General features: G+C 71.6%; 23 protein-coding genes. 16 read left to right on the top strand and 7 right to left on the bottom strand.

Translation table 11 applies throughout. From position 1 onward, the window contains the following. Positions 1–46: 46 nt before the first annotated feature. Together KUF83_RS17870 and KUF83_RS17865 are read right to left on the bottom strand one after the other, a co-directional pair. Entirely contained in the window at positions 47–1,096 is a 1,050-nt protein-coding gene (locus tag KUF83_RS17870) for a 2-oxoglutarate and iron-dependent oxygenase domain-containing protein (protein WP_308403038.1), read from the bottom strand. Then, on the bottom strand, positions 1,089–1,556 hold the full coding sequence (locus KUF83_RS17865) for a nucleoside deaminase (protein ID WP_217455697.1): 468 nt from the start codon (positions 1,554–1,556) through the stop codon (positions 1,089–1,091). Before KUF83_RS17865 ends, KUF83_RS17870 begins: the two co-directional genes overlap by 8 nt. A gap of 207 nt (positions 1,557–1,763) precedes the next feature. Here KUF83_RS17865 and KUF83_RS17860 point away from each other — a divergent pair, with 207 nt between their 5' ends. Beyond that, the gene (locus KUF83_RS17860; RefSeq protein WP_217455696.1) at positions 1,764–2,336 is read left to right on the top strand and encodes a hypothetical protein; all 573 of its coding nucleotides are present in this window, start codon (positions 1,764–1,766) and stop codon (positions 2,334–2,336) included. A 193-nt stretch (positions 2,337–2,529) separates the two neighbouring features. Here KUF83_RS17860 and KUF83_RS17855 read toward each other — a convergent pair whose 3' ends face one another. Continuing rightward, complete coding sequence (locus KUF83_RS17855) at positions 2,530–3,654, bottom strand: histidine kinase (RefSeq protein WP_308403037.1); 1,125 nt, start codon at positions 3,652–3,654, stop codon at positions 2,530–2,532. Then, on the bottom strand, positions 3,651–4,355 hold the full coding sequence (locus KUF83_RS17850; RefSeq protein WP_217455695.1) for a response regulator transcription factor: 705 nt from the start codon (positions 4,353–4,355) through the stop codon (positions 3,651–3,653). The genes KUF83_RS17855 and KUF83_RS17850 overlap by 4 nt, the downstream gene beginning before the upstream one ends. A gap of 181 nt (positions 4,356–4,536) precedes the next feature. Here KUF83_RS17850 and KUF83_RS17845 point away from each other — a divergent pair, with 181 nt between their 5' ends. From KUF83_RS17845 to KUF83_RS17825, 5 genes are all read left to right on the top strand, one after another. Then, the gene (locus tag KUF83_RS17845; protein ID WP_217455694.1) at positions 4,537–5,988 is read left to right on the top strand and encodes a heparan-alpha-glucosaminide N-acetyltransferase domain-containing protein; all 1,452 of its coding nucleotides are present in this window, start codon (positions 4,537–4,539) and stop codon (positions 5,986–5,988) included. Positions 5,989–6,133: 145 nt separating this feature from the next. Then, a complete protein-coding gene (locus KUF83_RS17840; RefSeq protein ID WP_217455693.1) occupies positions 6,134–6,502 on the top strand; it encodes a Tat pathway signal sequence domain protein in 369 nt (122 codons plus the stop codon). Then, entirely contained in the window at positions 6,499–7,122 is a 624-nt protein-coding gene (locus KUF83_RS17835) for a class F sortase (protein WP_217455692.1), read from the top strand. The genes KUF83_RS17840 and KUF83_RS17835 overlap by 4 nt, the downstream gene beginning before the upstream one ends. 140 nt (positions 7,123–7,262) lie before the next feature. Further along, on the top strand, positions 7,263–7,754 hold the full coding sequence (locus KUF83_RS17830) for an RNA polymerase sigma factor (RefSeq protein WP_217455691.1): 492 nt from the start codon (positions 7,263–7,265) through the stop codon (positions 7,752–7,754). Further along, on the top strand, positions 7,738–8,250 hold the full coding sequence (locus KUF83_RS17825) for a hypothetical protein (protein WP_217455690.1): 513 nt from the start codon (positions 7,738–7,740) through the stop codon (positions 8,248–8,250). Before KUF83_RS17830 ends, KUF83_RS17825 begins: the two co-directional genes overlap by 17 nt. A gap of 6 nt (positions 8,251–8,256) precedes the next feature. On the opposite strand, the gene KUF83_RS17820 is transcribed toward KUF83_RS17825, so the two are convergent. Continuing rightward, positions 8,257–8,409 carry a hypothetical protein gene (locus KUF83_RS17820; protein WP_217455689.1) on the bottom strand — a complete coding sequence of 51 codons (153 nt, stop codon included), beginning with the start codon at positions 8,407–8,409 and terminating at the stop codon, positions 8,257–8,259. A 128-nt stretch (positions 8,410–8,537) separates the two neighbouring features. After that, positions 8,538–8,762: a hypothetical protein gene (locus tag KUF83_RS17815; RefSeq protein WP_217455688.1), complete on the bottom strand. Its 225-nt coding sequence runs from the start codon at positions 8,760–8,762 to the stop codon at positions 8,538–8,540. Positions 8,763–8,878: 116 nt separating this feature from the next. Here KUF83_RS17815 and KUF83_RS17810 point away from each other — a divergent pair, with 116 nt between their 5' ends. The 3 genes from KUF83_RS17810 (at position 8,879) to KUF83_RS17805 (ending at position 10,266) form a co-directional block, all read left to right on the top strand. After that, positions 8,879–9,826, top strand: a complete 948-nt coding sequence (locus KUF83_RS17810) for a helix-turn-helix transcriptional regulator (RefSeq protein WP_217455687.1) — start codon at positions 8,879–8,881, stop codon at positions 9,824–9,826. Further along, positions 9,789–9,902, top strand: a complete 114-nt coding sequence (locus KUF83_RS41980; RefSeq protein WP_308403036.1) for a DUF397 domain-containing protein — start codon at positions 9,789–9,791, stop codon at positions 9,900–9,902. Before KUF83_RS17810 ends, KUF83_RS41980 begins: the two co-directional genes overlap by 38 nt. A gap of 154 nt (positions 9,903–10,056) precedes the next feature. Beyond that, positions 10,057–10,266 carry a hypothetical protein gene (locus KUF83_RS17805; protein WP_217455763.1) on the top strand — a complete coding sequence of 70 codons (210 nt, stop codon included), beginning with the start codon at positions 10,057–10,059 and terminating at the stop codon, positions 10,264–10,266. Between the two features lie 39 nt (positions 10,267–10,305). Here KUF83_RS17805 and KUF83_RS17800 read toward each other — a convergent pair whose 3' ends face one another. After that, complete coding sequence (locus tag KUF83_RS17800) at positions 10,306–10,668, bottom strand: PLD nuclease N-terminal domain-containing protein (RefSeq protein ID WP_217455686.1); 363 nt, start codon at positions 10,666–10,668, stop codon at positions 10,306–10,308. A gap of 99 nt (positions 10,669–10,767) precedes the next feature. Between KUF83_RS17800 and KUF83_RS17795 the strand changes: the two genes are divergently transcribed. From KUF83_RS17795 to KUF83_RS17765, 7 genes are all read left to right on the top strand, one after another. Continuing rightward, entirely contained in the window at positions 10,768–12,222 is a 1,455-nt protein-coding gene (locus KUF83_RS17795; RefSeq protein WP_217455685.1) for a menaquinone biosynthesis decarboxylase, read from the top strand. Continuing rightward, positions 12,219–13,121, top strand: a complete 903-nt coding sequence (gene mqnP / locus KUF83_RS17790; protein WP_217455684.1) for a menaquinone biosynthesis prenyltransferase MqnP — start codon at positions 12,219–12,221, stop codon at positions 13,119–13,121. The genes KUF83_RS17795 and mqnP overlap by 4 nt, the downstream gene beginning before the upstream one ends. A gap of 128 nt (positions 13,122–13,249) precedes the next feature. Further along, complete coding sequence (locus tag KUF83_RS17785) at positions 13,250–13,924, top strand: UbiX family flavin prenyltransferase (protein WP_217455683.1); 675 nt, start codon at positions 13,250–13,252, stop codon at positions 13,922–13,924. Positions 13,925–13,997: 73 nt separating this feature from the next. Continuing rightward, entirely contained in the window at positions 13,998–14,462 is a 465-nt protein-coding gene (locus KUF83_RS17780; RefSeq protein WP_217455682.1) for an Lrp/AsnC family transcriptional regulator, read from the top strand. 41 nt (positions 14,463–14,503) lie between these two features. Then, positions 14,504–15,667 carry an aminofutalosine synthase MqnE gene (gene mqnE, locus KUF83_RS17775; protein WP_217455681.1) on the top strand — a complete coding sequence of 388 codons (1,164 nt, stop codon included), beginning with the start codon at positions 14,504–14,506 and terminating at the stop codon, positions 15,665–15,667. Between the two features lie 72 nt (positions 15,668–15,739). After that, positions 15,740–16,273, top strand: a complete 534-nt coding sequence (locus tag KUF83_RS17770; RefSeq protein WP_217455680.1) for a GNAT family N-acetyltransferase — start codon at positions 15,740–15,742, stop codon at positions 16,271–16,273. A gap of 123 nt (positions 16,274–16,396) precedes the next feature. Further along, positions 16,397–16,699 (top strand): DUF4229 domain-containing protein, encoded by a 303-nt coding sequence (locus KUF83_RS17765; RefSeq protein ID WP_217455679.1) that lies wholly within the window; start codon positions 16,397–16,399, stop codon positions 16,697–16,699. Positions 16,700–16,764: the final 65 nt, after the last annotated feature.

Raw genomic sequence — 16,764 nt, 5'->3', positions numbered from 1 at the left:
CGCTCCGCCCCACGCGTCCCCCTGCAGTTCAGTTCACTCGGTCCACTCAGTCCACCGTGATCGAGTTCAGCTTCTCCCGCAGGTACACGTGGGAGTCGACCGGTTCGTACGCCACGCGGCCGACCGGCGCCGGGACCGACTCGACCCGCGTCCCCGGGGTGCACTCGCCGAAGTAGACGAGGGACATCAGCTCCTCGGTGGGTTCGTCGGACGGCGGGGGCAGTACGCGGTGGCGGCCCGAACGCCAGCGGTCGCCGGTCCAACGGGCCATCAGGTCACCGATGTTGATGGTGAAGGCGTCCGGGTCGAAGGGCGCGTCCTCCCAGCCGCCCTCGTCGGTGTAGACCTGCAGACCGCCCCTGCCCGCCTGCCGGTCGAGGATGGTGACCGTGCCGAAGTCGGTGTGGGGGCCGATGCGGAACTGGCCCTCCTGGGGCTCGCCGACGACCTCCGTGCCCGGGTACCAGTTGATGTTGAAGCCGTACGTCGGGTGGTCCATGTGCCGGGTGAAGAAGTCGGGCTCCAGACCCAGCGCCTCACCGAGCAGGGCGAGCAGGTGGTTCTCCAGCTCGCCCATCCGCGCCAGGTACTCCTCGCACAGGGCCCGCAGTTCAGGGGTCTCGGCGGGCCAGACGTTCGGCGCGTACCACTCCGCGTTGGTCGCCGGGTCGTCGAAGGGCTCGTGCGTCGCGAAGGTCAGGGACTCCTTGAGGTCGGGCGGGGTGGGCGTGCCCTCCGCGTAGCCGTTGGCCTCGGCGCCCGGACCGAGCCAGCCGCGCCCGCCGACCTTCGCCGCGTACGGCTCCTTTGCCTCGGCGGGGAGCGTGAAGAAGACGCGGGCCGCCTCGCGGACCCGGGCCCGCAGGTCCGGGTCGACGCCGTGCCCGGTCACCAGCAGGAAGCCGGCGCTCCGTAGCGCCCCGTCGACCGTGCGGGCGATCCGGGCGCGGGCGCCGGGATCGCCGGAGAGCCACGGCCCGAGGTCGACGGTCGGAACACGGGGTCCGGCGGACGGGAGGCGGGGTCCGGTGGTGTCCGGCGTGCGGGAACCGGCGGTCGGGGGGCGGGGGCTGTCGGGGGTCGCGGTGTCACTCACCGATGTCCTCATTCCACAGTGCCGGGTTGTTCCTGACGAAGTCGCGCATCAGGGCGACGCACTCGGCGTCGTCGAGGAGCACGATCTCCACGCCGTGCTCCGCCAGCCAGTCGTGCCCGCCGTGGAAGGTCTCGGCCTCCCCGACGACGACCCGGGAGATCCCGAACTGCCGGACCAGACCGCTGCAGTACCAGCACGGCGAGAGCGTCGTCACCATCGTCGTGCCGCGGTACGAGCCCTGCCGTCCCGCGTTGCGGAAGGCGGCCGTTTCCGCGTGCGTGGACGGGTCGCCGTCCTGGACGCGGCGGTTGTGGCCCCGGCCGAGGAGTGTGCCGTCCGCCGCGTACAACGCGGCGCCGATGGGGATGCCGCCCTCGGCGAGACCGGCCCTGGCCTCCTCGACGGCGGTGGCGAGCCACGCGCGGGCCCGTGCCGGGTCGATGCGCTCCACGTCTCTCATGATTCCCATCTCATGATTCCCACTCTCCCGCGGCAGGCTCCTCCGTGGCCCGGAAACCGGGGCAACGTGCGGAACGTACCCCTCCGGCAGCGCAGGCGCGCGCACCGGGGAGGCGTACCCGCGCCCGGTGGGACGCGGCGACCAAAGTCGTCGGGCCGTAGACCATCGGCCGACGACCGGGCGCCTCCTTCTCGCCAGACTGGTGGAGTGAGCGGTGGTCGCACCACCGGTGCCGAGCGGGGGAGCGGAAACGTGGACATGGAGAAGCGGCCGGAGCCGGGGACACGCGCGCGGGCGGACGACGCCACCGTGCTGGCCGAACCGGTCTGGGCGATCATGCTCATCTGCGTGCTGGGCACGGGCGTGGTCGGCTGGCTGACCACGGTCCTCGCGGACTGGCTGCCGAAACTGCGCTGGGCGCCGTTGAAGGGCCCGGCGAAGCTGCTGAACTCGATCCCCGAGCCCGGTCTCTCCCTCGGCGCGGTGGCCGTGGGCCTGCTGCTGGGCGTGCTGATCGGGTTCGGCGCGGTGCACGACTCACTGACGGTCCGCGTGTCCGACAGCCGGGTGGTCCTCGCCGTCAGGGACGCGGAGCAGGAGTTCGCCCGTGACGGGATCACCCTGGTGCACCGGGACGGCAAACACCTCGTACTGCTCGGCCCGGACGGTGAGGAGCTGGCCCGGGAGAAGAGCGGCCTGCCGTGGCGCGGCCTCGCCGACGCGTTCACCGCGCACGGCTACCCCTGGGCGGACCGCCCGCAGCGGCTCAGGCCCTCGTGAGCGACGGGACTTCCACCCCGAAGGGGGCACGGCCGGTCACAGTGGTGCCGCGGCCGTGGAGGGCGTCCCCAGCGTCACCGGTGTCACCGGCGGCCCCGTCCGCCGCGTCACCGCCCCAGGGTCTCGGGCCGGTCGCAGGCCGGTCCGGAGTCCGCTCCCGCCCGGCAGCACGTGACCGCTCCCGTGCGCGGGTTCAGTCGGGTTCCGCGGGCAGCCGCAGGTGGGCGCGGTAGCCGCCGGTGGCCGTGGGGCCCGCCTCGAAGGCACCGGCGAGGTTCTCGGCCCGCTCGCCGAGGCCGACCAGTCCCTGCTGGGAGCCGGGCAGTTCGAGCGTGGGGCGGGTCGGCGGAGTGTTGGTGACCGTCACGCCGAGCTCGTCGCCCTCCTGCCACAGCCGGACCGTCGCGGTGGCGCCGGGCGCGTGCTTGCGTACGTTCGTGAGGGCCTCCTGCACGGTCCGGTAGACCGCGCGCTGGGCCGGGGCCCCGATACCGGACGGCAGTTCACCCTCCAGTGTCACCTCGATGCCGCTCGTGTCGACCAGTTGCCGCAGCTCGGCCAGGGTCGGCTGCGGAGTCAGCTCGGTCGCCCGGCCGCCGGAGGCACGCAACAGCGTGACCATGTGCCGCAGTTCGTCCAGCGTGGTCACGCTGAGCTCGCGGATCGTCCGGGCCGCCTCACTCGTCTCGGCGTCCTTCGCGCCGACCTGGAGGGCCCCGGCCCGCACGGCGATGAGGCTCACCTGGTGGGAGACGACGTCGTGCATCTCCCGGGCCAGCTGGGCCCGTTCGCGGGCCAGTACGCCCTGGGCGTGCAGCAGGCGCTCGTGCTCCCGGGCCTCCTCGACCTCGGCCAGCCGGGCCGCGGCGTCGCGCCGGGCCTGGACCAGCTGCCCCAGGAAGACCGGGGCGGCCGCCGTGGCCAGCAGGTAGACGAAGTCGATGAACGTCCAGATGCGGTCGTCCGTCGCGTACTCCGACAGTGGCCACGGCAGCGCGGAGGCCACCGCCGACGCGGTGGCGCAGACGATGAGCAGCCGCCGGTCCCGGCTGCGCTCGGCCAGCGTGTAGAGGGCGGCCAGGGGCGCCACCACGACCGACGAGAACAGCGCGGCGGGCAGCGACAGCACGAACACCGTCAGCGGGAACCGCCGCCGCAGGGCCAGCGCCGCGCAGGCGGCGGCCGACAGGGCCACCTCCAGCGGGGTGTCGTACTCGAGCTGGAGCCAGACGTCCACGGACGCGAAGGCGACGAGCAGGGCGTCGATCAGGACGGCCCGCACGGGAATCCGGTCCAGCACCGGCCGTACGGCCTTCACCGCTCGGTGTCCCCGCGCTGCCCGGGGCCCCGGCCGAGAGTCCCCCCGGGGCCCTGCCCGTCGAGTAGCCCCGCCCGCTGCGCGAGCAGCGCCGCCTGGACCCGGCTGCCCACCCGCAGTTTGGTGAGGATCGCGCTGACGTGGTCCTTGACCGTGCCCGCGCTGAGGTGGATCCGCGCCCCGACGTCGGCGTTGGAGAGCCCCTCGGCGACCAGCACGAGCACCTCGCGCTCACGTTCGCTGAGCAGACCGACCCGCCGTACGCCCGGGTCGTCGTCGGTCCCGTGCCCGGGGTGGCCGTGCAGCATCGACCGGGACGCCTTCGGCGAGAGCACCACCCCGCCGGCCGCGAGCGTCCTCACGAGCTGCGCCAGCTGTTCCGGCTCGGTGTCCTTGAGGATGAACCCGGCCGCACCCGACCGCAGGGCCGTCACGATGTACTCGTCGGAGTCGAAGGTGGTCAGCATCGCCACCACCGGGGCGTCGGGCATCGTCCGGATCTCCCGCAGTACGGTCAGCCCGTCCACGTCCGGCATCCGGATGTCCAGCAGCACCACGTCGGGCCGCAGCCGCTTCACCGTGTCGGCGGCCTCGGCGCCGGTGGAGGTGGCGACGACCTCGATGTCGGCGGCCGCGTTGAGAATCAGTTCGAAGCCGGACCGGATCAGCGCCTCGTCGTCCACTACCTGAACCCGGATCACTCGCGTTCCGTCTCCTCGCCCGCCCGTCGATTTCGGGCCAAGCCTAGGCACACCGAACCACGCGCGAGCGCCCGAAGGCTCCTGGATCCGCCGTCCGGCGGGGTGGGTCCGGCCGCTCGGCGGGGGGTCGCCGGACGCCCGGCGGATGGGCCACGACCCGCGCTCCTCCGAGCATGGAAGCATGACGCAGAACGCCTCGGAGCGCGCCACACCTGCCGTCGCCCCGGCAGCCGACACCGCTCCGGTACCCGCCGACCACCCGATCCCGGCACAGCGTCCGACCTCGACGGATGATCATCCGGCCTCGACGAATCACCCGACTTCGACGGATCGCCCGACCTCGACCAATCATCCGGCCCCGGCAGATCATCCGGCCCCGGGGAAGCGCTCGTTCCCGGCGGGGCGTCCGGTCCCCGCCGAGCATCCGCTCGCGGCTGACGGCCCGGCCCCGGCGGGGCGGGCCGCCGGGGCCGGCCGGCTCGTCGGTGTCGACCTCGCCCGCGGCCTCGCCGTCTTCGGCATGTACGCGGCCCACGTCGGCCCCGACCCCTCCGTCGGCGGGGCCACCGGCTTCGTGATGGAACTGGCCCACGGCCGTGCCTCCGCGCTCTTCGCGTTCCTGGCGGGCTTCTCGATCATCCTCATGACCGGCCGCCGGGCGCCGAGGACGGGCCGCGAGGGACGCCAGGCCGTCGCCAAGGTGCTGATCCGGGCCGCCGTCCTGCTCGCCGTCGGCACCTGGCTGACCTCCACCGGCACCCCGGTCGAGGTGATCCTCGCCTACTACGGCCTCTTCTTCGTCATGGTCCTGCCCTTCTACCGGCTGCGCCCCGCCACCCTGGCCGCCCTCGCCGCCGGCACGGCCCTGCTGCTGCCCCAACTCCTTTACACCGCCCAGCAGTCGGTCTACGACGGCACCTGGTCCGACACCGCCGTCCAGTACGACCCGCTGGCCCGCGTCAGCGGCACCGACGGCTTCATCGAGCTGTTGTTCACCGGGAGTTACCCGGCACTGGCCTGGATCCCGTTCGTCCTCGCGGGCATGGCGGTGGCCCGCCTCGACCTCGCCTCCGCGGCGGTTCGCGCCCGGCTGGCCGTCACGGGCGTCGGACTGGCCGTGCTCGGGTACGGCGGCTCGTGGCTGGCCCTGCACCTGGTCCCCGGGGTGCGCGGCGCCCTCACCGAGAGCATCCGCGAGGAGGGGTACGGTTCCGGCTCGCCCCTGTCCCTGTGGTGGTCGGACACGGCCGGCTACCCGAGCGGCGACACCACGGCCTGGCTCTGGGCGGCCTCCCCGCACAGCGAGACCACCCTCTCCGTCCTCGGCAACACCGGCGTCGCCCTCGCCGTGCTCGTCGCCTGTGTCGCCGCGGTCGAGTGCCTGCCCCGCTTCCGCCGCCTGGCCGCCCCGGTCGTCGCGGTCGGCTCGATGTCCCTGACGGCGTACGTCTTCCACGTCGTCGGCATCCACTTCCTCGGCATCGACGAACTCCCCGGCCCCTCGCTGCGCGTCCTGCTCGGCTTCAGCGTGGCCGTGACGCTCCTGGCCGTCGTCTGGTCGCGTTTCTTCCGCCGGGGCCCGCTCGAACACGTGCTGAACGGCGCCACCAAGGTCGCGCGGCACGTCAAGTAACGGCGCCCCGCCCGCGGTACGCACCGCGTTCGAGGACTTTGCCATCTCTTTACAACCTGTCCGGTCGCTGTCTCGTCTCTTCGCTCGATCCGTCAAGCAGCCCGCCGCGCACCAGCGCGGACGGACCGATGAAAGAGAGCTACTCATGCGCCGAACTGTCCTCAGCGTCCTGGTACTTGCCTGCACCGCCGTGCTGGCCGGCGCGGTGCCCGCCTTCGCCGACGGGACCTCTCCCACCCCCGCCACCACCGCCGCGCCGAGTGCCGCGCCGAGCCCCGGCGAACCGACCACGGCCCCCACCCCGGAGGCGTCCCTGCCCGCGAGCGCCGAACCGACCAGGGCGCCGTCCGGCAGTGAGGTCTCCGTCGTACCGAGCGGAGCGCCCGACACCGGTGAGGCCGCCTCGGAGTCCGGCAGCGCCACCGGGCTGATCGGCGGAGGCGCCGCCGCGGTCCTCGTGGGCGGCGGCGCGGCCGTCTACCTCGTACGCCGCCGACAGGCGAACGAGGCGTGACCACGCTCTCCAGGCGCGCCCTCGTCACCGCGGCGATGGCCTCCCTGCTCGTGGGCTGCGCGGGAGGAGAGGGCGTCAGGGAGTCCGAAGGGACCGGGGGCACCGGCCGCGAGAGCGCGCCACCGCCATCGCGGCCCTCCGGGAAGTCCGTGCGGGCCCTCGCCCGGTCGGTCCCGGTCGGGCTGCGCATCCCGGCCATCGAGGTCGACACCCCGGTCATGCGGCTGGGGCTGGCCTCCGACGGCAGCGCGCAGGTGCCCCCGATCGAGGCCGACGACCGGGCGGGCTGGTACCGGCACTCGCCGACGCCCGGACAGGTCGGCCCGTCCGTGATCCTCGGCCACGCCACGGTCGGCGACTACGGGGACGGTGTCTTCCGGCGTCTCGGGCAACTGCGGCGGGGCGACCCGATCGTGACGCGCCTGGAGAACGGCAGGTCGGCGGAGTTCACCGTCACCGCCGTACGGACGGTCGCCCAGGCCGAGTTCCCGACGGACGACGTGTACGGGGACGTGGGCCGTCCCGAGCTGCGGCTCATCACGTGCGGCGGCCCTCGCACCGGCGACGGGTACCGCGACAGCGTGATCGTCTTCGCCGCGCTGAACCCGGCGAGTCCCTGACCCGCACTGCGGATTCCGGGCCGGTGGAACCGTACGTCCACGGCCCGGGATCCTCTCCCACGAGGACAGCGAGTGCCGCACGTACCGCGAGTGTCGCGAGTACTGCCGGTGCCCCGAGTGCATCACGACCATGGAGAGCGTTGAAACGGTCCCGCGAGGAGGCAGCGTCCGAGCTGTTCGCCGCCCTCTACCCGCGCCTGGCCGGCTGGTGCCGCCGCCTGGTCGACGACGACGAGACGGCGCACGAGGTCGCCTCGGAGGCGTTCACCCGGCTCTGGGCCCGCTGGACGTCCGTGGCGGAGCCCCGCGGGTTCCTCTACGTCACCGCGGCCAACATCGTCCGGGACCACTGGCGCAAAATGGAGCGCGAACGCAAAGCGGTGCGCCGTGCGACGGCCGAGGTCGCCGTCCGGCCGGAGGCCGAACAGGACGACCCGTCGGTGCGCCTGCTCGTGCAGTCGCTGCCGGAGCGACTGCGCGTGCCGATCCTGCTGCACTACTACGCTGACATGCCGATCCGGGAGGTGTCCGTGCTGACCGGGCGCAAGGAAGGAACCATCAAGGCCGACCTCCACGCGGCCCGAGAACTGCTCCGCGCCCATCTGAGGAGAAGCGTTGATCACACACTCTGACGACGGCCCGGAGTTCGATCCCGACGACCCGCTGGCCGTCATCATGCGGCCCACCACCGACTACCTCGGTCCGCCCGCCGGCCGGTTCGAGGAGATCCGCCGCGGGGCGGTCCGCCGCCGGATGCTCCGGGTCGCGGCCGGAGCCGGCCTGCTGTGCGCGGTCACCGCTCTGGTCGCGCTGCCGCTGCGCTTCGCGGGCCCCGACACTCCCGTGTCCCCGCAGGTTCCTCTCGCCCCGGCGCCCACGAGCAGCCCTTCGGACGAGCCCAGCCTGCCGTCGACGCCCGGGCCCGCCAAGTCCCCCGCCGACGACACGACCGGGACCCCGAGTCCCGGTACGACGGCCGTCCCGCCCGAGACCGCCCCGAGCAGGCAGCCGCCCACACCCAGCGCCACATCGGCACCGACCACCGCGCCGTCCACGTATCCGACGCGGACGGGCCTGGAGCCGTCGGCCGCCGCAAGCATCGACGGTGCCACACCCGAGGCCGGGTAGCCGGAGTCACCGGGTTCCGGGGGCACCGGCGGGCCGGTGGACCGGCGCGTCGTGCTCCGTCCGCAGATGCCGTCCCAGCAGTACGTCGCTGTCGGTCACCGCGCTGCGGTCGAAGCGGGCACGGGCGTCGTCACGGCGTATCGCGAGCTCGGTGCACACCGGGCAACCCGGAACGGGGACGGGCACGATCACGGACGCGGATACGGATACGGATACGGGCCGACGATCCCCGTGGCCCTCCCGGTCCTCCCGGTCCTCGCCGTACCCCTCGTCCGCCCGGCGTGACGTCACAGTGCCCGCCCCGAACGCGCGTTGGCCGCCCGCAGGGCCGCCGCCAGCCGCTCCTCGGCCGTGGCCGGGCGGATCCTCCCCGGGTCGGCCTGCCACTCCCGGCCGCCACCGACGGGCCGCAGCATCGCGTACGGGCCCGTCGTGTCCCGGTACTCGCCGACCCGCCGTGCCACCAGGTCGTAGACGAGGGTCCCGGGCTCCGGTGCTGTTTCTGCTTCCACTGACGCTCCGTACGCTGGATCACTACGCTGTGTGCACCCAGCGTCGCTGAACGGAACCGCTGGTTTCAACGCACGACGCGTGTCATTGGCGCACTGTCACGGAGGGGGCGGGCCCTGTGAGCCGACGCAATGCCGAAGGGGGTTCGGCGGCCACGACCGCCGCGGTGTTCGGGGAGGTGCTCAAGCACTTCCGCGAGGCGGCCGACTTCACGCAGGAGGGACTGGCCCGCCGGATTCCGTGCGACCGCTCGCACGTGGCGCGGGTGGAGGCCGGGACCCGGGTCCCGCAGGACACGTTCGCGAAGTCCTGCGACGAACTGCTGGACACCGGTGGGGTGTTGGCGAGGCTGTGGAGCCGCATCGACTGGTACCCGCAGGTGGAACACCCGGACTGGTTCAGACGCCGGGCCGAGATGGACGGGGTGGCGGTGGCGTTGCGGGAGTACCAAGTCCAGGTCATGCCTGGTCTGTTGCAGACCGAGAGCTACATGCGTGCGCTGTTCAGTCGCCGCTTGGCGGGGGCTGAGGAAGTGGAGGAACGGGTCCGGGCCCGACTGAGTCGACAGCAGCGCTTCCTGGAGTCCGACGGCCCGTACTACTCAGTCGTGCTGGACGAGAGTTGTCTGCACAACGCGGTGGGTGGTCCGGCCGTCATGCGCGACCAGTGCGCACACCTGCTGCGCGTCGGCCAACACCCCAACACTCACATTCAGGTCGCCCCGGCAGCCCTCGCCGGACTCGTGCACCCCAACACGTCCATGTCGTTGATCATGCTGCCGGAGGGGGCGCAATGGGTCTACTCCGAGTCTCTGGACCGTGGCCATTTCAACGACGATCCGGCCGTCTACGCGGGCCACAGCCATACCTATGATGTGCTCAGGGCGGACGCTCCGTCAGCTCGCGAATCCGCCGCGCTGATCAGCGACGTGATGGAGGGGTACGAGGATCATGGACGGGCACGAGCTGAGCGCGGCGACCTGGATGAAGAGCAGCTACAGCGGCGACAACGGCGGCAACTGCATCGAAGTGGCCCCCGATTTCCCCGACTTCGTCCCCGTGCGTGACAGCAAGACCCCTGAAGGCCCCACCCTGCTGATCAGGCGGAGCGCCTGGTCGGCGTTCGTGGCGGCCGTGCGCTGACCGGCGGACGGATCCGCTCCGGAAGGCGCATGGTGGTGCTGGCTGCACCACCGGCCGGGGAGGTCGCTTCATGGTGGCCGGGGCGCGGTGGCGGGATGGTTGAACCCAGACGCTCCCAGGGGCTCATGGCCTCCCCGCCCGGAAGGAAAGCCTCATGGACATCCTCGCGACCGACCCGTCCGCCGTCGTCCCGTCCACCGTCGCCGTGACGGCCGAGGGTGAACTCGCCCCGCTGCTCGCGGCGTGGGACCGCGTGCACTCCGCCGCGGCCGACGACCCGGAGTGGCGGCACCTGCTGGACGAGATGGCCCACCCGCGCACCACCCAGGCCTTCTACCGCCTGGCCACGGCCGCGGGGAGCTGACTGCGGGGAGCCGACCGGCCCCCGCCGCCCCGCCGCCCGTCAGGACTTCGGTGGGGCGGAGTCCTCGGGGTCCTCGCCGTCGGTGTCGTCCTTGCCGTCGCTCTTCTTGCCGTCGCTCTTCCTGTCGTCCTCGGCGCTCTCGTCCTTGAGGGACTTGAGGAACTCGGGGTTGTCGTCGGGCGCGACCCAGCCGCCCCGGCGCGACGAGGAGGCGCCGTGCGGGGTTCGGGCACGGCCGACGATCAGCCAGGAGATGGAACCGACGAGCGGGAACAGCAGTACCAGGATCGCCCAGAGGGGCTTCGGGATGTAGCGGACGTCCTTCTCATCGGTGGTGATGCAGTCGATGAACGCATAGATGCTGAGTGCCAGCGGCACCAGGATCATCAGCACCCGAAGCATGCGGTGGTCCCCCTGCTGTGGAGATGCGTGCGGAGATCGGGGCCGGCTGAGCGGCCCCCGTTACAGAGCCAGGGTAGCGAGTGGCCGATACTGGAACGCATGGCTTACGACGATCTTCGCTCGCTACTCCGGGCGCTGGAGCGCGAGGGCGACCTCCAGCGCATCAAGGCCGAGGTGGACCCGTACCTGGAGGTCGGGGAGATCGTCGACCGCGTACAGAAGGCGGGCGGCCCCGCGCTGCTCTTCGAGAACGTGCGCGGATCGGCGATGCCCCTCGCGATGAACGTCTTCGGGACGGACCGCCGCCTCCTCAAATCGCTCGGCCTGAAGTCGTACGCGGACATCAGCGAGAAGATCGGCGGGCTGCTCAGGCCCGAGCTGCCGCAGGGCTTCGTCGGCGTGCGTGAGGCCTTCGGGAAGCTCGGCGCCATGACACACGTACCGCCGAAGAAGGTGAAGGACGCGCCCGTCCAGGAGGTCGTGCTCCGCGGCGAGGACGTGGACCTCGACCAGCTGCCCGCGCTCTTCACCTGGCCGCAGGACGGCGGGTCCTTCTTCAACCTCGGACTCACCCACACCAAGGACCCCGAGTCCGGCATCCGCAACCTCGGGCTCTACCGCCTGCAGCGCCACGACAAGCGCACCATCGGCATGCACTGGCAGATCCACAAGGACAGCCGCAACCACTACCAGGTGGCGGCGAGGAAGGGCGAGCGTCTCCCGGTCGCCATCGCCTTCGGCTGCCCGCCCGCCGTGACGTACGCCTCGACCGCCCCGCTGCCCGGTGACATCGACGAGTACCTCTTCGCCGGGTTCATCCAGGGCAAGCGGATCGAGATGGTCGACTGCAAGACGGTGCCGCTTCAGGTGCCGGCGAACGCCGAGGTCGTCCTGGAGGGCTGGCTGGAGCCGGGGGAGATGCTCCCCGAGGGGCCCTTCGGCGACCACACCGGCTTCTACACGCCGCAGGAGCCCTTCCCGGCCCTCACCATCGACTGCGTGACCATGCGCAAGCGGCCGCTGCTCCAGTCGATCGTGGTCGGCCGCCCGCCGACCGAGGACGGCCCGCTGGGCCGGGCGACGGAGAGGTTCTTCCTCCCCCTCCTCAAGATCATCGTGCCGGACATCGTGGACTACCACCTCCCCGAGGCGGGCGGCTTCCACAACTGCGCGATCGTCGCGATCGACAAGAAGTACCCCAAACACGCCCAGAAGGTGATGCACGCCGTCTGGGGCGCCCACATGATGTCCCTGACCAAGCTGATCGTGGTCGTCGACTCCGACTGCGACGTCCACGACCTGCACGAGGTCGCCTGGCGTGCGCTCGGCAACACCGACTACTCCCGGGACCTCACGGTCGTCGAGGGCCCGGTCGACCACCTCGACCACGCCTCGTACCAGCAGTTCTGGGGCGGCAAGGCGGGCATCGACGCCACCAGGAAGTGGCCCGAGGAGGGCTACACACGGGACGGCGGCTGGCCCGAGATGGTTCTCTCGGACCCGGAGACGGCGGCGAAGGTCGACCGCCGCTGGAAGGAGTACGGACTCTCGTGAGCAGCGCATCAGCCGCGATCCCGCAGCCGGGGCGCACCAAGGCGTTCCTGCGCCTCGTCATGATCGAGCACTCCGTCTTCGCGCTGCCCTTCGCGTACATCGCGGCGCTGACGGCCATGTTCCTGACGGACGGCAACATCCAGTGGGGGCGGCTGCTGCTGGTGACGATCGCGATGGTGGGCCTGCGCACCTTCGCCATGGCCGCGAACCGGATCATCGACCGCGAGATCGACGCGCGCAACCCCCGTACGGCCCACCGCGAGCTGGTCACCGGCGCGATGACGGTGAAGCACGCGTGGACGGGCGCCCTCGTCGCCCTCGTCTTCTTCCTGGGCGCCGCGGCCCTGCTCAACCCGCTGTGCCTGGCCCTCGCGCCCATCGCCGTGATCCCGATGGTCGTGTACCCGTACGGGAAGCGGTTCACGAACTTCCCGCAGGCCATCCTGGGTCTCGCCCAGGCGATGGGCCCGATCGGCGGCTGGCTCGCCATCACCGGCGAGTGGTCGTGGGACGCGGTGATCCTGGGGCTCGCCGTCGGTATCTGGATCGGCGGATTCGACCTGATCTACGCCTGCCAGGACGTGACGACCGACCGGGAGATCGGCGTCAGGTCGGTGCCGGCGCGCTTCGGGATCCCGGCCGCGATCTGGGGGGCGAGGGGCTGCCACGCCGTGACCACTGGCCTCTTCGTCTGGTACGCGCTGGCCACCGACGCGGGCGCCTTCTTCTGGCTCGGCCTGGTGGTCGTCACGGCCGCCTTCCTCTACGAGCACTCCATCGTCCGCCCGCACGACCTGTCCCGGGTGAACCGCGCCTTCTTCAGCGTCAACGGCTTCATCGGGATCGCCCTGTTCGTGTGCGCGCTGCTCGACCTGCTGGTTCGCGGTCTGACCGTGTGAGGACGGCGCGGCCCGGCCGCCGGGCCGCGGCCGTGCGGAGCGGCGCCCGGCACCCCAGGTCCGTCCCACGGACGCGTAGGCGCACCACCGGTCCGGACCATGGGGGAACTCGCCGGTAGGCTCAAGGTGTGAACGCAGGGGAATCGCAGCGTCGGCCTTGGATCGTGGGGGTCTCCGGCGCGTCCGGAACGCCGTATGCGGCTGCCGTGCTGCGTGCGCTTCTCGCGGCCGGTGAGAGCGTCGACCTCGTCGTCTCGAGGGCCTCGCGGCTCACGCTGCTCGACGAGACCGGGATCTCCTTCCGGGACGCCCACTGGCAGGACGACCTGCGGGAGTGGCTCGGCCGGGGGGCCGACGGGAAGCCCGGCACGTTCGCGGTGGACGTCGACGACGTGCGGCACTGGAGCGCCGGGGACCTGGCGGCGGGGCCGTCCTCGGGGTCGTACCCGGTGAAGGGCATGCTGATCGTGCCCGCGTCCACGGCCTGTGTCGCCGGAGTGGCCCTCGGCCTCTCGAAGGACCTGCTGCAGCGGGCCGCGAGCGTCACGCTCAAGGAGAGGCGCACGCTGGTCGTCGCCGTGCGGGAGACCCCGCTCAACGGGCAGACGCTGCGGCACCTGGTGACGCTCGACGACGCGGGCGCGACCGTGCTGCCGGCCTCCCCGGCGTTCTACGCGGGGGCCACGCACATCCAGGACCTGGTGGACTTCGTCGCCGGGCGGGTGCTGGACGCGGCGGGCGTCGGGCACACCCTCTACCGCCGCTGGACGGGCGAACTCGGCGGCGGCTCCCGCACCACCTGAACACAGCGGTACACGAGCAACTCAGCGGTACTCACCCATCACTTCAGGACCTCAGCGGAAGGCTATCGATCGCATGGACGCGGTGGACAGGCAGCTCATCCAGGCTCTCCGGGAGAACGGCCGGGCCTCCTACGCGGAGCTGGGACGCCTCGTCGGACTGTCGGGACCCAGCGTCACCGACCGCATCAACCGCCTGGAGGCCGCCGGTGTCATCACCGGCTACCGGGCGACGGTCGACTCGGCCTCACTCGGCCTGGGCGTCACCGCCCTCATCGGCATCTCGCTCTCCGACGCCGCCGACCACGAGGACGTGGCCCGCCGGATGAAGGACCTGCACGAGATCGAGGACTGCTGGTTCATCGCCGGTGACGACTCCTTCATGCTCAAGGTGCGGGCATCCGACGTGGACGGTCTGGAGAAGACCATCCGGCGGCTGTCGGGAACCAAGGGCGTCTCCCGGACCCGTACGACCATCGTGCTCTCCACGAAGTGGGAGAACCGCGTGGGCGGGCTGCCCGAGGAGGAGCCGGGGGCCTAGGCGTACGGTTGACAGGGTTCGTCACTAGGAGAGGCAGAAGCATGGATGTCGGGCTCAAGCGCGAGCTGGAGGACAAGGTCCGGGCCGGTGAGCGGCTGACCCGTGAGGACGGCATCGCGCTCTACGAGTCGGACGACCTGGCCTGGCTGGGCGGGCTCGCCCACGAGGTGCGCACCCGTAAGAACGGTGACGTCGTCCACTTCAACGTCAACCGTCACCTCAACATGACGAACGTGTGCACCGCGTCCTGCGCCTACTGCTCGTTCCAGCGCAAGCCGGGCGAGAAGGACGCGTACACGATGCGCATCGAGGAGGCCGTCCGTCTCGCGAAGGCGATGGAGGGCGACAACCTCACCGAGCTGCACATCGTCAACGGCCTGCACCCGAACCTGCCGTGGCGCTACTACCCGCGGTCGCTCAGCGAGCTGAAGAAGGCCCTCCCGAACGTCTCCCTGAAGGCGTTCACGGCCACGGAGATCCACCATTTCGAGACGATCTCGGGGCTCAGCGCCTCCGAGATCCTCGACGAGCTGATCGACGCCGGTCTCGAAGCCCTCACCGGCGGCGGCGCGGAGATCTTCGACTGGGAGGTCCGGCAGCACATCGTCGACCACCGCACCCACTGGGAGGACTGGTCGCGCATCCACCGCCTGGCGCACGAGAAGGGGCTCAAGACCCCGTGCACCATGCTCTACGGGCACATCGAGGAGCCGCGCCACCGCGTCGACCACGTCCTGCGGCTGCGTGAGCTCCAGGACGAGACCGGCGGCTTCCAGGTCTTCATCCCGCTGCGCTACCAGCACGACTTCGTGGACCTGAAGGACGGCAAGGTCCGCAACCGCCTCCAGGCGCGTACGCAGATGGCGACCGGCGCGGAGGCCCTGAAGACCTTCGCGGTCTCCCGGCTGCTCTTCGACAACGTCCCGCACGTCAAGGTCTTCTGGGTCATGCACGGCGTCCAGACCGCCCAGCTGGCGCTCCAGCACGGCGCGGACGACATGGACGGCTCGGTCGTCGAGTACAAGATCACCCACGACGCCGACAACTACGGCACCCCGAACAAGCTGACCCGCGAGGACCTGCTCGACCTGATCCGCGACGCCGGCTTCCGCCCGGTCGAGCGGAACACGCGGTACGAGATCATCCGCGAGTACGAGCCCGCGGCGGCGGACCGCAGGGAGACACCGCAGCCGATGCGCCTCTGAGGCCTCGTCCGCGCCTGTCCGCGCATCGGGCGTCACTTGAGCCCCGGCCAGGGTAATAAGTAACCTGGCCGCATGGCCCTTACGTTCGAGCTCGACCCCTCCGTCGGCCCCGCCCTGCGGGACGGCATCGCCGACCTGTGGGCCGACGTGTCCAACGCGGGCGGCTCCGTCGGCTTCGTACCCCCCGTGTCGCGCGAGACGATACGGCCGGAACTCGTGAAGCACCTCGTCGCGATGGCCGAGGGCCGCACGCGCCTGCTGGTCGGCCGCGAAGAGGACGGAACCGTCGCGGCGACCGCCTTCCTGACCTGCAACACCCACCGCCTGATGACGCACTGGCTGTGGCTCTACACGGTGATGGTCCACCCGAGGCACCAGGGCAAGGGGTACGGCCGCGACCTCCTCGCGGCCGCCGCCGACGCCGCCCGCGGCATGGAGGGCATCGAGGCGATACGTCTCACCTGCCGCGGCGGCGAGGGCCTGGAGCGGTTCTACGGCTCGTGCGGCTACAAGGAGGTCGGCCGCGTACCGGACGCGATCAGGGTCGCGCCGGGCGAGGAGCGGGACGACATCACGATGCTGCTGTCCCTGGGCCGCATCCACTGAAGGGGCCCGGCGGCCGCCGCCGGGGGACCCGCACACAGCGCACCCCCCTGCAAGATCGTGGCCCGACCGTGCTTCACTGGACGGTGCCCTTCGGGAAGTCCGGAACGAGAAGAGTGGATTGAGATGCTCCGCTACACACTGATGCGCCTCGGTATCTTCGTGGGCTGCCTCGTGGTCGTCTGGGGCCTCGTCTACTCCGGCGTCGCCCCGCGCGGCCTCGGCGACTCGAACGGCATGTGGATCGTCCTGCTCGCCCTGCTGCTCTCGGCGCCCATCAGCTTCGTGGCCCTCCGCAAGGAGCGCGACCGCGCCTCGATCCGCATCGTGCAGCGCGTCGACCGCGTCAAGTCCAACCTGGAGGCCAACCGCAGCCAGGAGGACGCGGTGGTCGACGAGGTGGCACGGGCCCAGGGCCGGACGTCCTGAAGACGTCCTGAAGACGACGGCCGGCCGCACCTCGCCCCGACGCAGCCGCCGGCAGAACATACTCT

The sequence above is a fragment of the Streptomyces sp. BV286 genome (genome assembly GCF_019090165.1).
Lineage (GTDB): Bacteria > Actinomycetota > Actinomycetes > Streptomycetales > Streptomycetaceae > Streptomyces.
Note: the sequence above shows the minus strand (reverse complement) of the source record. Positions and strands in the feature narration are given on the sequence as shown.